This window comes from Luethyella okanaganae, from assembly GCF_042660285.1.
Lineage (GTDB): Bacteria > Actinomycetota > Actinomycetes > Actinomycetales > Microbacteriaceae > Luethyella > Luethyella okanaganae.
This window is the reverse complement of record NZ_JBHSTP010000001.1, coordinates 947365-959184: the sequence shown is the minus strand read 5'-3', so window position 1 is coordinate 959184 and position 11820 is coordinate 947365. Positions and strand designations below refer to the sequence as shown.

The 11820-nt window shown below is 64.3% G+C and carries 12 protein-coding genes, 2 tRNA genes and 1 pseudogene; 4 read left to right on the top strand and 11 right to left on the bottom strand.

Translation table 11 applies throughout. From position 1 onward, the window contains the following. Positions 1 to 8 precede the first annotated feature (8 nt). The gene (locus ACFQB0_RS04505; protein ID WP_386729648.1) at positions 9 to 302 is read right to left on the bottom strand and encodes a DUF4193 domain-containing protein; all 294 of its coding nucleotides are present in this window, start codon (positions 300 to 302) and stop codon (positions 9 to 11) included. Between the two features lie 201 nt (positions 303 to 503). Between ACFQB0_RS04505 and sepH the strand changes: the two genes are divergently transcribed. Next, positions 504 to 1637 (top strand): septation protein SepH, encoded by a 1134-nt coding sequence (gene sepH, locus ACFQB0_RS04500; RefSeq protein WP_386728099.1) that lies wholly within the window; start codon positions 504 to 506, stop codon positions 1635 to 1637. A gap of 96 nt (positions 1638 to 1733) precedes the next feature. On the opposite strand, the gene ACFQB0_RS04495 is transcribed toward sepH, so the two are convergent. Beyond that, on the bottom strand, positions 1734 to 2105 hold the full coding sequence (locus ACFQB0_RS04495; RefSeq protein ID WP_386728096.1) for a hypothetical protein: 372 nt from the start codon (positions 2103 to 2105) through the stop codon (positions 1734 to 1736). Between the two features lie 119 nt (positions 2106 to 2224). Here ACFQB0_RS04495 and ACFQB0_RS04490 point away from each other — a divergent pair, with 119 nt between their 5' ends. Further along, positions 2225 to 2368 carry a hypothetical protein gene (locus ACFQB0_RS04490; protein ID WP_386728093.1) on the top strand — a complete coding sequence of 48 codons (144 nt, stop codon included), beginning with the start codon at positions 2225 to 2227 and terminating at the stop codon, positions 2366 to 2368. A 115-nt stretch (positions 2369 to 2483) separates the two neighbouring features. On the opposite strand, the gene ACFQB0_RS04485 is transcribed toward ACFQB0_RS04490, so the two are convergent. Continuing rightward, the gene (locus ACFQB0_RS04485; RefSeq protein WP_386728090.1) at positions 2484 to 3584 is read right to left on the bottom strand and encodes an ROK family protein; all 1101 of its coding nucleotides are present in this window, start codon (positions 3582 to 3584) and stop codon (positions 2484 to 2486) included. A gap of 182 nt (positions 3585 to 3766) precedes the next feature. On the opposite strand from ACFQB0_RS04485, the gene ACFQB0_RS04480 reads away from it, so the two are divergent. Further along, positions 3767 to 3928: a hypothetical protein gene (locus tag ACFQB0_RS04480; RefSeq protein WP_386728087.1), complete on the top strand. Its 162-nt coding sequence runs from the start codon at positions 3767 to 3769 to the stop codon at positions 3926 to 3928. Between the two features lie 38 nt (positions 3929 to 3966). On the opposite strand, the gene clpX is transcribed toward ACFQB0_RS04480, so the two are convergent. The 6 genes from clpX to ACFQB0_RS04450 form a co-directional block, all read right to left on the bottom strand. Beyond that, a complete protein-coding gene (gene clpX / locus ACFQB0_RS04475; RefSeq protein WP_386728084.1) occupies positions 3967 to 5241 on the bottom strand; it encodes an ATP-dependent Clp protease ATP-binding subunit ClpX in 1275 nt (424 codons plus the stop codon). A 279-nt stretch (positions 5242 to 5520) separates the two neighbouring features. Continuing rightward, a complete protein-coding gene (locus tag ACFQB0_RS04470; protein WP_386728081.1) occupies positions 5521 to 6189 on the bottom strand; it encodes an ATP-dependent Clp protease proteolytic subunit in 669 nt (222 codons plus the stop codon). Between the two features lie 29 nt (positions 6190 to 6218). Continuing rightward, the gene (locus tag ACFQB0_RS04465) at positions 6219 to 6806 is read right to left on the bottom strand and encodes an ATP-dependent Clp protease proteolytic subunit (protein ID WP_386728079.1); all 588 of its coding nucleotides are present in this window, start codon (positions 6804 to 6806) and stop codon (positions 6219 to 6221) included. Positions 6807 to 6915: 109 nt separating this feature from the next. After that, positions 6916 to 7410 (bottom strand): tetratricopeptide repeat protein, encoded by a 495-nt coding sequence (locus ACFQB0_RS04460; RefSeq protein ID WP_386728076.1) that lies wholly within the window; start codon positions 7408 to 7410, stop codon positions 6916 to 6918. A gap of 84 nt (positions 7411 to 7494) precedes the next feature. After that, positions 7495 to 8907, bottom strand: coding sequence for a trigger factor (tig, locus tag ACFQB0_RS04455; RefSeq protein ID WP_386728074.1), 1413 nt, complete (start codon positions 8905 to 8907; stop codon positions 7495 to 7497). A gap of 49 nt (positions 8908 to 8956) precedes the next feature. Continuing rightward, positions 8957 to 9034, bottom strand: a tRNA-Pro gene (locus tag ACFQB0_RS04450). A gap of 168 nt (positions 9035 to 9202) precedes the next feature. Here ACFQB0_RS04450 and ACFQB0_RS04445 point away from each other — a divergent pair. Next, a tRNA-Gly gene (locus ACFQB0_RS04445) sits at positions 9203 to 9273 on the top strand. A 182-nt stretch (positions 9274 to 9455) separates the two neighbouring features. Here the strand turns inward: ACFQB0_RS04445 and ACFQB0_RS04440 are convergent. After that, positions 9456 to 9551 (bottom strand): annotated as a pseudogene (locus tag ACFQB0_RS04440) (DNA-binding response regulator); the annotation flags it as partial. 317 nt (positions 9552 to 9868) lie between these two features. Continuing rightward, positions 9869 to 10552 (bottom strand): hypothetical protein, encoded by a 684-nt coding sequence (locus tag ACFQB0_RS04435; RefSeq protein ID WP_386728071.1) that lies wholly within the window; start codon positions 10550 to 10552, stop codon positions 9869 to 9871. Positions 10553 to 11820 lie beyond the last annotated feature (1268 nt).

The window sequence follows — 11820 nt, the reverse complement described above, 5'->3', positions numbered from 1 at the left end:
TCACCCGGTCAGGACGCGCACTCCAGACAAATCGGCCCGAGCTTCTCCTCGTGGTCGATCTGAGAGCGGTGCTTCACGAGGAAGCAGCTCACACAGGTGAACTCGTCCGCCTGCGGCGGCAGAACGACCACATCGAGGTCGAGATCCGAGAGGTCTGCGCCCGGCAGCTCAAACCCGCCAGGGTTGTCGGCGTCGTCGACGTCTACGACGCCGGACATCTTGTCGGGTACACGCTCCTTAAGCGCCTCGATCGAATCAGAATCGTCGTCGGTCTTTCGCGGTGCGTCGTAATCCGTTGCCATGCCCCATCCACTTCCGTAATCGCCGTCACAACATAAATCGGCGGCCATAGTTTGCATCAAAGCGCGGTGAATAGCAAACCATCCCGCTCGCCCGTATTTCCGGCGTGCGTGATAACTTGCGGCGCGCCTGCGTTATTCCCGGGAAAAGCAGCTCGGCCGTGACATCCTGGCAACGACACTGAGCGCGAAAGGGCTTCCGCGATGCAGGAATTGAAGGTTATCGGAGTCGAGAACGGGGCACTCCTCGCAGCCTCGGACGAGGGCGACCGTTTCCGGATCGCCATCGACGAGGTGCTGCAGTCTCGACTCCGTCAGGCGCAACCCGAGCCGGCCAATGGCCCCAAGCTCTCGCCGCGCGAGGTGCAGGCGTACATCCGCTCCGGCATGTCTGCCGACGACGTCGCAGCGGTGACGGGCGCATCGCTCGAGTACATCCAGCGCTTCGAGGGTCCCGTCATCGCCGAGCGCGAACACATGGTCACGTCCGCCCTGAGCGTTCCCGTCCACACCGCCATCGATCCGGAGCCCGACGCGGATGCGGCCACCTTCGGAAACGTCATTCGCGGACGCCTCGGCTCCCTCGGCGCCTTCGACGAGCGCTGGGCGAGTTGGAAGGATCCGGCCGGCGGGTGGATCATCAAGCTCGCTTTCACGGCCGACGAGATCGACCACGACGCGCGCTGGGGCTTCGAGCCGAAGAAGCAGACCCTCTCGCCTCTCAACAGCGAAGCTGTGACGCTCTCGCAGCGAGGCGAGATCAAAGGCTCTCTGATCCCGCGCCTGCGCGCCGTCGGCAACGACGTCGCATCGATCGACGAGTCCCGCTTCGACAGCGGCGCGTTCACGTTCAAAGACTCCCTCGACGACGAGAACGACACCGCTCCCCACCTCGAGCCCGTGCCATACGGGCGCGCTGTGACGACGACCTCGAGTCCTGCCGCCACGCGCGCCGCGATCAAGCGGGCGGATGAGCCACCGCAGAGCCCGAGCGAGACCGCCGATCTGCTCGACGCACTGCGCCGCCGGCGTGGGGAACGAGAGACAGCCTCGTTCGAGGACGACGACACATCGCGTCGAGAGCCGACGGCCCGCACAGGCGATGTCCCTCTCGACACTTTCGACGACACGATCGAGCCGGTCGCTCCGTCGATCACGTCTCCTCCGGTTTCCCCGGCTCCGGCGAAGGGCTTGTGGGGCGGCCGGAACAGCAGCCAGAACGCTTCCGCTGCGGCATCCGCCGCGCCTCCCGCACGCGCCGCGAAGAAGGGACGGGCGTCCATGCCGAGCTGGGACGAGATCGTCTTCGGCGCCCGCACGGACGACGATCTGGCTTAGCCCGACACATCGCTCGACCATCAAACCGTGCTCACGGGTGTGCCTGCCGGAGTGCGCTCACACCCCATGACTTTGCCGTCGGCCATGCCGACCCCGTCAATTCTCCGTCTCCCAGACGTCGCGGAGACGCTCCCAGGCCACGGAACGTGCGAAAACAGGGATACGTTCGAGCGGCGCGGCGGCGTCGACGACGGCTCCCCCGTCGAAGGACTCCCCCGTCCACACGTCCACCCAGCTACCGGCAGGCAGGTAGACAGGCCACCTCGACCGTCCCGGCTCCAGAACCGGAGCCACGAGAAGGTCATCCCCGAGCAGCCACTGCAGCGGGTGTTCCCATACGGCGTCGTCGTGCGGGTGGTCGAAGTAGAGCGCCCGCATGAGCGGCGCACCCGACTGGACGGCGCGCCGCACCTGCTCGACAAGATAGGGCACGAGTCGCTCGCGAAGACGGGCATAGGAGCGGAACATTGAGTGCGAGTGCGAGCGCGAGGCCGCCGACATAGACGAGCGGTAGGTATCCGACGATGTAATAGACGGTGTGGAGGAACACGTCAGCGGTCCGCGGGTCGGCGAGCAGGGAGGCGTAGTTGCCGAGCCCGACCCACTTCGCCGGTGCGAGCAGGTTCCACTCGGTCATGCTGATCCACGCCGCCGCGACCATGGGGCCGAGCACGAAGAGCACGAGTGGAACGGCACTCGGGAGCAGGAAGGCGAGCACCGTCAGCGTGTAGCCCAGGCGTCGTGCGCGTGAACCGGGACGGCGGCTTGTATGGAGAGACGGCCGCATCGCGGCGTCCTTCGCATCGAGACCCTCGGCGGCGAGGGCGGTGCCGGGGAGGACCGTCATCATGGTCGTGACGGCTCCTGCGGCGCCGACTGCTCCACGAGGCGCTCACGCACGAGCCTGCCTTGCTCGCCGGCAATGCCCTCGGCATCGAACGGTGTCGCGAGCACGAGGGCGGCGGCTCCCTGAGCCCAGCTCTCGTCCTGCCAGGTCTCGACCTCGACCGCGAGACCGCGACGACTGGGGATGAGCGACGATCGCAGGCTCAGCTCGAAGCCGAACGACCAGTGCTTCCAGGCCGCGGTCCCCTCGCCGAGCACGATGACCGTCTCCGGGTCGAGGGTGTGCACGATGCCGGCCAGTGCCCGCCCGAACAGATGGCCGGCTGAGCTGAAGACATCGGCGGCGAGGGGATTTCCCGCATCCGCTTCGGCGCGCAAGGATGCCATGCCGGCTTGTTCGCCGATGACGCCGAGTTCCCGCGCCTGGGCGACGAGCGCCGCCTCGCCGATGAACGCCTCGAGGCAGCCATGGTTTCCGCAGCCGCAGGCGGGACCGTCCATCGCCACAGGGATGTGACCGATCTCGCCGGCTCCTCCGGCGTTCCCCCGGAGAACGACCCCGTCGACGACGATGCCGGCGCCGACACCCGTGCCGATGGTGACGACGAGGAAGTTGTCGTAGCGACGTCCGATCCCGTAGAGCCGTTCCGCCATGGCGAGGGCGTTGACATTGTTCTCGACGAGCACGGGCAGGGCGAGCGCGCGGCGCAACGTGGCTCCGAGAGGAACGTGCTGCCAGCCGAGCTGGGTCGAGTCGACAAGGCCGTTGCCTTGCCGGTCGACGCTCCCCGGGACGCCGACACCGACACCGAGCAAAGGGACGTCGCTGCCGCCCGCGATGAAGCGGCGGAGCAGCATGGTGAGGTCGGTGAGCACGGTCGCCGTCGCGGCATCGAACGGCTCGCTCGCCGAACGCAGGACCGTTCCGTCGATGCCGACCTCGACGAAGGCGATGTGGTCTGCGACGACCTTGACACCGACGGCCCGGCCGGCGGAGGTCACGAGACCGAGCATGCGCGCCGGACGCCCACCCTGCGACGGAGCCTGTTCGAGCTCCTGCAACAGGCCGTCGGCAAGCAGATCCTTGGTGAGTTGGGTCATCAGTGCAGGCGAGACGTCGAGAGCCCGTGCGAGGTCCGCACGTGAAGCGGGTCCGTGCGCGCCCAGATGAGCGAGGATCGCAGACCGGTTGACATCGGTTCGAGCGGTGGGGCCTCGTCAAGCGACTCTCGAACACCGCTCCCTCACTCACCGTCGAGAAAACCGTCGAGAAAGAAGACGCGATGTCTTACCTCTCGCCGAACGGCCAGGATCCGGAGGACCGCGCCATCCGCGTCTTCATGGCGAAGCTCGTGATCGGCGCCGTGCGGGCACGCCGCGGCCAGGCACTGGAAAAGGACCGGAGGGCTGCGCATGCGCGCTCCTCGAGTCGAGCGACCGTCTGATCGCGGGCCGACATCCGAATGCCGACGGGCCAACCGACCTAAGCCGACTTCTCCTCACGACGCGCCTTGTGAGGGACGATCGTCGGAGCAGCGTTGTCGAGCACGGCTTCGCGCGTCACGACGACCCGGGCGACCTCGTTGCTCGAGGGGACCTCGAACATGATAGGCCCGAGCACCTCCTCCATGATCGCCCGCAGGCCGCGCGCGCCCGTCTGACGCAGCACTGCAAGATCGGCGATCGACTCGAGCGCGCCCCGGTCGAACTCGAGCTCGACCCCGTCGATCTCGAACATGCGCTGGTATTGCTTGACGAGCGCGTTCTTCGGTTCAGTGAGGATCTCCATGAGCGCCACCTGGTCGAGCGGTGTCACGGTCGTCACGACGGGGAGACGGCCGATGAACTCTGGGATGAGGCCGAACTTGTGCAGGTCCTCCGGAAGCACCTCGCTGAACAGGTTGACGTCGTCGCCCTTGCTGTGCAGCGGAGCACCGAAGCCGATCCCCTTCTTGCCCGCACGCGATGAGATGATGTCCTCAAGCCCCGCGAACGCACCGGCGACAATGAACAGCACGTTCGTCGTGTCGATCTGGATGAACTCCTGGTGCGGATGCTTGCGGCCCCCCTGCGGCGGAACCGATGCGACCGTGCCCTCGAGTATCTTGAGCAGCGCCTGCTGAACGCCCTCGCCCGAGACGTCACGGGTGATCGACGGGTTCTCGGCCTTGCGGGCGATCTTGTCAACCTCGTCGATGTAGATAATCCCGGTCTCGGCACGCTTGACGTCGTAGTCGGCGGCCTGGATGAGCTTGAGCAGGATGTTCTCGACGTCTTCGCCGACGTAGCCGGCCTCGGTCAGCGCGGTGGCATCGGCGACGGCGAAGGGCACATTGAGGCGCTTGGCCAAGGTCTGCGCGAGGTAGGTCTTGCCACATCCGGTCGGGCCGATGAGCAGGATGTTCGACTTGGCGATCTCGATATCGTCGATCACGTCAGCCGGACCGATGGTGTTGCGGGCGCGTACACGCTTGTAGTGGTTGTAGACGGCGACGGCGAGGGCGCGCTTCGCCGCCTCCTGCCCGATGACGTACTCCTCGAGGAAGGCGAAGATCTCCTTCGGCTTGGGCAACTCGAACTCGCCGGTCTCTTCCTCGCCGGCTTCGGCGAGACGTTCCTCGATGATCTCGTTGCACAGCTCGACGCACTCGTCACAGATGTAGACGCCCGGTCCCGCGATGAGCTGCTGCACCTGCTTCTGGCTTTTGCCGCAGAAGGAGCACTTGAGCAGATCGGCGCTTTCGCCTATCCGAGCCATCCGTCAGCCTCCTTCGTAGGTAACACCTGGTTCGAGCCTAGCCGGTGTGGCCGACAAGATCGCGTATCCCACGTCTCAATCTGTGTCGAACAGATGACGCAGATAGCGGCCGGGCGAATCGAGGTACAACGGGCAATGCTCGACGGTCTCGAACTCGTCCAAGCAGCTCTCCCGGATGCCCGACGGCGGATACGCGGAACGCGGCGGATGGGCCGACTGTCCGTCAGCCAGCCGTCCGCCGTGTCCGCCGCTTCGCCACCGCTCGTCGAGAGCGATCCGCTACTTGGTGAGTGCCGGGAGGCTCTTGCGCGAGGTGAGCACCTGGTCGATGAGGCCGTATTCGAGAGCCTCGTCCGCACTGAGGATCTTGTCTCGATCGATGTCCTTGTTCACCTGGGCCTGGTCTCGGTTGGAGTGCTTCGCGAGCGTCTGCTCGAGCCATGTGCGCATGCGCATGATCTCGTTCGCCTGGATCTCGATGTCCGATGCCTGGCCTCGTCCGGCCTCGCCGACGGCGGGCTGGTGGATGAGGATGCGTGCGTTCGGCAACGCGAGGCGCTTGCCAGGGGTTCCAGCGGCGGTGAGCACGGCGGCGGCGGAGGCGGCCTGGCCGAGCACGACGGTCTGGATCTGCGGGCGGATGTACTGCATGGTGTCGTAGATCGCCGTCATCGCTGTGAACGAGCCACCGGGCGAGTTGATGTACATGACGATGTCGCGATCCGGGTCCATGCTCTCGAGCACGAGCAGCTGAGCCATGATGTCGTCGGCCGACGCATCGTCGACCTGCACGCCGAGGAAGATGATACGGTCCTCGAACAGTTTGGCGTACGGGTCCTGGCGTTTGTAGCCGTACGCCGTGCGCTCCTCGAAGCTCGGCAGGATGTAGCGGGAACCGGGAGCCCCGACGTTCGAGAACGCCGTGCCGCCGAAGCTGGGGATAGTCATAGTCGTCTCTTCGTCTCTCGTCGGTGGTCTCAGGCTGCTTCTGTTCCGCCGCCGCCCGCGACGTCGAGCGCGGACTCGCGGATGTGGTCGACGAAGCCGTACTCGAGCGCTTCCTGGGCGTTGAACCAGCGGTCGCGGTCGCCGTCGGCGTTGATCTGTTCGACGGTCTTGCCCGTCTGCGCCGCCGTAATCTCGGCGAGACGTTTCTTCATGTCGAGAATGAGCTGCGCCTGGGTCTGGATGTCGCTCGCCGTTCCGCCGAAGCCTCCGTGGGGCTGGTGCAGCAGCACGCGAGCGTTCGGAGTGATGTAGCGCTTGCCCTTGGTGCCCGCGGTGAGGAGGAGCTGACCCATCGAGGCCGCCATGCCGATGCCGACCGTGACGATGTCGTTCGGCACGAACTGCATCGTGTCGTAGATCGCCATTCCAGCGGTGATGGAGCCACCGGGCGAGTTGATATAGAGGTAGATGTCGCGTTTGGAGTCCTCGGCCGCCAGTAGCAGCAGCTTGGCGGCGATCTCGTTGGCGTTGTCGTCTCGCACCTCAGAACCGAGCCAGATGATGCGGTCTTTCAGCAGTCTGTCAAAAACGCTGGTGGCCACCAGTGGTTCAGCCATGTTGTCGCTCCGTTTCCGTTGTCGCAGTATGTCGAATCTATCTGAGCCGACCCGCGCGAACCGGCCTGTTCGCCGTGAGCAGAGCGGGTGTCGAACGACCAGCGCCGGCTCAGGGTCGCGGATCGAGCAGCTCGGCCGCGTAACCGCGCACGGAACGCTGATACCGCGGCAGGTGCGCCGCGAGCGTGGTGAGCGCGAGCGATAGCCCCTCGATGGCCTCACCACGGCTGGCGAGGGCGAGCGCAAGAAACGCGGACGTCGCGTCGGCGAGTTGGCCGTCGGGGTGGGTCTCGCGTTCCCGGCGCAGCAACTCGATGCTCTCGTCGAGCTTGCCGAGGTTGCGGATGGTGCTGGCGAGTTGAATGACGGCACGCGAGCGTTGCCCGGGCGGAAGGCCGAGGTCCAGGGCCTGCCGGTAGAGTTGCTCGGCCTCCGCCTCGAAGCCGGCCGAGTCGCGGGCTCCGGCCGCTTCGAACAGGGCGATCGCGTCATCCGCTGGTCGTTCGGCGACGAGGACGTCGATCAGACGCACGACCTCGAGCTCGTCGAGGGTGTCGTCGCCCCAGACGGCGTCGACGCGTTCTTGCCAGCTCTGTCCGGGCATCCGGTTCTCCTCGATCGGTGGTGGTACCGATGAATCGAGGGCCGGGCGCACGGCACCCGGCCCTCGAACGTGACTCGTCGACCGCTACTCGGCGTCGGCCTTCTTGGCCGGCTTCTTCGTTGCCGGCTTCTTGGCGGGTTTCTTGGCCATGGGCTTCTCGTCAACGACCTCATCGTTCTCGTCGGCGGCGGACTCGTCGGCGGCGTCCGTGTCGTCACCTGCGACGGCGGTGAACTCACTGAGGTCGACCCTCTTGCCGTTGGCATCGGTCACGACAGCCTTGCCGAGCACGATCGCGAGGGCCTTGTTGCGGGCGACCTCACCGACCATCGAGGGGATCTGGCCGTTACCGCTGAGCACCTGGACGAACTCGTTCGGGTCCATGCCGTACTGCGCAGCACCCTGGACGAGGTACTGCGAGAGCTCATCCTGGCTGACCGTGACCTTCTCGGCCTCGGCGATCGCGTCGAGCAGCAGCTGAGTGCGGAAGGTCTTCTCGCTCGACTCGGTCACCTCAGCGCGGTGCTCCTCGTCCTCGAGGCGGTCTTCGCCCTCGAGGTGGCGGAGCACCTCGTCTTCGATGAGAGCGGCGGGAACGGGAACTTCGACAAGCTCGGTGAGCTTCTCGATAAGCAGTTCGCGGGCCTGGCCGCCCTGGCCGAACGCCTTGGAACGCTCGACCTGGCCGGTGAGACTCGCCTTGAGCTCGTCGATCGTGTCGAACTCGCTCGCGATCTGCGCGAAGTCATCGTCGGCCGCAGGAAGCTCGCGTTCCTTCACGGCTGTGACGGTCACGGTGATCTCGGCGGTCTCGCCCTCGTGGTCACCGCCCAGCAGCTTGGACTCGAAGCTCGTGGTCTCACCGGCGCTGAGCGAGTCGAGAGCCTCGTCGATGCCCTCGATCAGATCGCCGGAGCCGACCTCGTAGGAGATGCCACTCGCGTTGTCGACCTCGGAGTCTCCGATCGTCGCGACCAGGTCAATCGTCACGAAGTCGCCGGACTTGGCCGGGCGATCGACGGAGATGAGGGTGCCGAAGCGGCTGCGCAGGCGGTCGAGCTCCTCGACGACCTCGTCATCCGTCACCTCGACGGCGTCGACGGTGAGCGCGATGCCTTCGTATGCGGGAAGGGTGATCTCAGGGCGCACGTCGACCTCGATGGCGAGCAGGAGGTCGCCGGAGAAGTCCTTGTCGCTGGGCCACTCGACGATGTCGGCCTCTGGACGGCCGAGCGGACGCAGCTCGTGCTCTTCGACGGCGGCACGGTAGAAGCTGTCGAGGCCCTCGTTCACGGCGTGCTCAAGCACGGCGCCCTTGCCGACCCGCTGGTCGATGATGGGCGGCGGAACCTTGCCCTTGCGGAAGCCAGGAACGTTGACCTGCTCGGCGATGTGGCCGTAGGCGTGAGTGATGCTGGGCTTCAGCTCTTCCGGCGTCACCGTGATGGTGAGTTTGGCACGCGTCGGGCTGAGCTTCTCAACCGTGGTGGTTGGCATTGTGGGAATTCTCCTGTAAGTGAAAGTTCTGCTCGGACATACGACGACATGGTCGGGGCGACAGGATTCGAACCTGCGACCTCCCGCTCCCAAAGCGGGCGCTCTAGCCACGCTGAGCTACGCCCCGAGTCGCTGCCTCAACCCGTCAGATCATCCTCTCAGACGCTCGTGCGAACGCGCGTTTGACGGATTGACCTCGGCAAGTCTACTGCACGGCTCAGGATGCCGTGGCGCAGGATGCGTGGTCGACCCGAGAAGCTGTACTACGATATTCGAGTGCCCAAAATGGGCGCGCGGGGATGTAGCTCAATGGTAGAGCCTCAGTCTTCCAAACTGATTACGCGGGTTCGATTCCCGTCATCCCCTCCCCGTCTGGACGCGTCGACACTGGCCGCATCAACACTGGGCGCGTCAGCACTGGGCGCGTCGACACTGGCCGAAACCTTTTCATGCGACCAAGCGCGTCTCACGTGCCGATAGCGCTCGTCCGCACGAGCGGCGATAAGGCGCTCACAAGGCGAACGCCCGCACACAGCGCTTGCTCGGTACTGCAGGAACGCGAGCACGGCGAGCACACGCCGGTGATCGGATCCGGAGTCCTCGAACTGCAGCTTCTGGAAGATCGAGGTGACACTCTTCTCCACCGGGCGGGATCGAGCAGCTGTACTACCCTGACCTCGAATCAACCCACCTGGCAACAACCGGGCCACAATAACGACAATAAAAGAACCCAAGGCGAATCTGGCATATTGTTTCCCACCCCTAAACATGTATGGCGGCGACCTGACACGACGCCACTCCCCCCAAACAGATATCGGCCTCAATCCTATTCAGGTTCCAAACATCGAATCAAGGTCCCGCGTTGACCCATAGAGAACCTCCGCGTAGCGGCGTGGCCTGCGTGAGTTCACCGCCAGACCCCATCTATCGGCTCTGCGAACTTCTACCAATCGCCGCTAGTTCAGTTGGTTGTTGCGGAGTAGTCCCTCACGTCCAAGAAGAGACGCGTGGTTCCTGATCCTGCGCCTGACCAATATGCGACAACTCCGACACGCGCGGCAAGCGAGCCCATCTGAGCCAGACGTGTAACCTCAAGCGTCGGTCCCGTGCAGGTGAGTGGGAATACACATCCCACCGTCGGCGCCCAGTAGTTGTTGATCCGGGCGTCCTCAACCGTGCCCAGCTTGTAGTCTGCGAGGAATGAAAGCGATACGCCGGTGAACCATCCGCTGACCTTGCAGTTTGTGTGGATCCGACCAGCACCCGACATCGAGCAACCCGAAACTCCTCGGGTCCGGTCTCCTCCCCACTCAGGCACTGCAGGTCGTTCCAGAGTCAAGACGGCTATCGATCCGTCCGAATATGTAGAGACCTTCTCTAAGGTCCCCTCTACTTCGCTCTCTCCGACAAAGACGGGCGCGGCGCCTGTGCCCATAGCTTCGACGGGCTCACCAGCCTTCAATTTTGTCAGCAAGGACTCCTGCGTTGCGGCCGAGACACCATGCGCGTTCCACACGGTCGTCACCTCAGTCACGAACTCGGAAGGAAGCTCCTGAGTATCAGCAGCGGCTTGCGTCAGTCCTAAACCGGACACGAGTATTGCCGCAGCTGAAACCGCAAAAAAATAGCTCATTTTTCTTGCCATGTCATCTCCCTGAATATGGAGCGCAGCGTCGAAACATGACGTCGTTCCCCCAAACGAATATTGGCATCGACCCTATTCTCGTTCTGAGCATCGAATCAAGATCCCAACTCTGAATGCGACTTCAGCGCATGCGTCACCGGCGTCCGACCCAGCTAGAACAGTGCTTCTGTGTCACCAGAGCGCGGGTGGGGCCAGCAGGTGCTTTTTCGGCGCCACCATGAGTCACTTGTGCAGGATGGGCACGTCCCGAGTTGACCGCCTGAACCTTAGCGTACCCAGCATCCAGGCGCCATCAATGCTCTTGACGTATGGCGCAATTCGATATGGCCGTCGGTGAGGTTCACATCGCGGATGCGCAGACCGGCAATCTCGGCAGCCTCTCATGCGGCAAGCGCGTCTCACCTACGGATAGTGCTCGTCCGCGCGAGAGGCGAGAAGGCGCCTCACAAAACGAACGCCCATTTCACAGCGCCCGCTCAGCGCCGCAGGAACGCGAGCACGGCGAGCAACTTGGCTCAGTCGGTAGCGTCCGGATTCACGATGAGGAAATCACTGAGCCTCACCCAACCGGGGGAACCTCTTTGTCGCTCTTCACGACTTCGGCTCCGCCGCAAGGTATCCAGCACACCGACTTCTCTGCTGGACTCCGCGTCTATTCCGTCAGCCTCGGGAATGGAAGGAAGAACGTCCTGGGCTGACCTCTTGCGGAACGGCGCGCTCCCGGCAGGCCGTGGGGATTGAAGCCGAGCAGGTTTCTCCCGAGGCTAGACGGCTCGGAGAACCGTCTAGCAAGCTATGGTCGCTATATCGTTTTAACAAAGCTCAATGGAGAGGGATTCATGCGGCCCGCGCCGAGAAGGCGTCGGACGCAAGCCTGACTGCCGTAGCCGCGACACGAGCAACTGGTTCCGGAGGTCTTCGATGTCTTCATACCAACTCCGCTCGTAGCCGCCTTGGAGCGCAGTCCGTAATATGGGGAAAAGACGAAGATTGCTATGAAGGTAAAGATGGGCGTTGTTCGCGTCGTGGCTCTCGTGCTATTGACGGGGTTGGGCTTGTACTTCTCGCTCCTCGTCCCCGCTCTGACATTGAGTTGGCTTTCGCTACCCGTTGGGCTCGTGTTGCTGATTGCGGCTGTCGTTCTTCTGGTCGACATTCTTCGCCGCCGCCGTAACTCCCCGTCGCCCACGCTCTCTGGGCACTAGCCCGAAACAGCTCTTCGCTGGGGCGCGGCGTCATCGCCCTCTGGATCGTCGCGATTCTCATTC

Coding starts and splice junctions, on each gene's coding strand:
- ACFQB0_RS04480 (WP_386728087.1), top strand. CDS start 3,767: ATGTCTTACCTCTCGCCGAACGGCCAGGATCCGGAGGACCGCGCCATC.
- ACFQB0_RS04485 (WP_386728090.1), bottom strand. CDS start 3,584: ATGACCCAACTCACCAAGGATCTGCTTGCCGACGGCCTGTTGCAGGAG.
- ACFQB0_RS04505 (WP_386729648.1), bottom strand. CDS start 302: ATGGCAACGGATTACGACGCACCGCGAAAGACCGACGACGATTCTGAT.
- ACFQB0_RS04460 (WP_386728076.1), bottom strand. CDS start 7,410: ATGCCCGGACAGAGCTGGCAAGAACGCGTCGACGCCGTCTGGGGCGAC.
- ACFQB0_RS04495 (WP_386728096.1), bottom strand. CDS start 2,105: ATGTTCCGCTCCTATGCCCGTCTTCGCGAGCGACTCGTGCCCTATCTT.
- clpX (WP_386728084.1), bottom strand. CDS start 5,241: ATGGCTCGGATAGGCGAAAGCGCCGATCTGCTCAAGTGCTCCTTCTGC.
- ACFQB0_RS04435 (WP_386728071.1), bottom strand. CDS start 10,552: ATGGCAAGAAAAATGAGCTATTTTTTTGCGGTTTCAGCTGCGGCAATA.
- ACFQB0_RS04465 (WP_386728079.1), bottom strand. CDS start 6,806: ATGGCTGAACCACTGGTGGCCACCAGCGTTTTTGACAGACTGCTGAAA.
- sepH (WP_386728099.1), top strand. CDS start 504: ATGCAGGAATTGAAGGTTATCGGAGTCGAGAACGGGGCACTCCTCGCA.
- ACFQB0_RS04470 (WP_386728081.1), bottom strand. CDS start 6,189: ATGACTATCCCCAGCTTCGGCGGCACGGCGTTCTCGAACGTCGGGGCT.
- tig (WP_386728074.1), bottom strand. CDS start 8,907: ATGCCAACCACCACGGTTGAGAAGCTCAGCCCGACGCGTGCCAAACTC.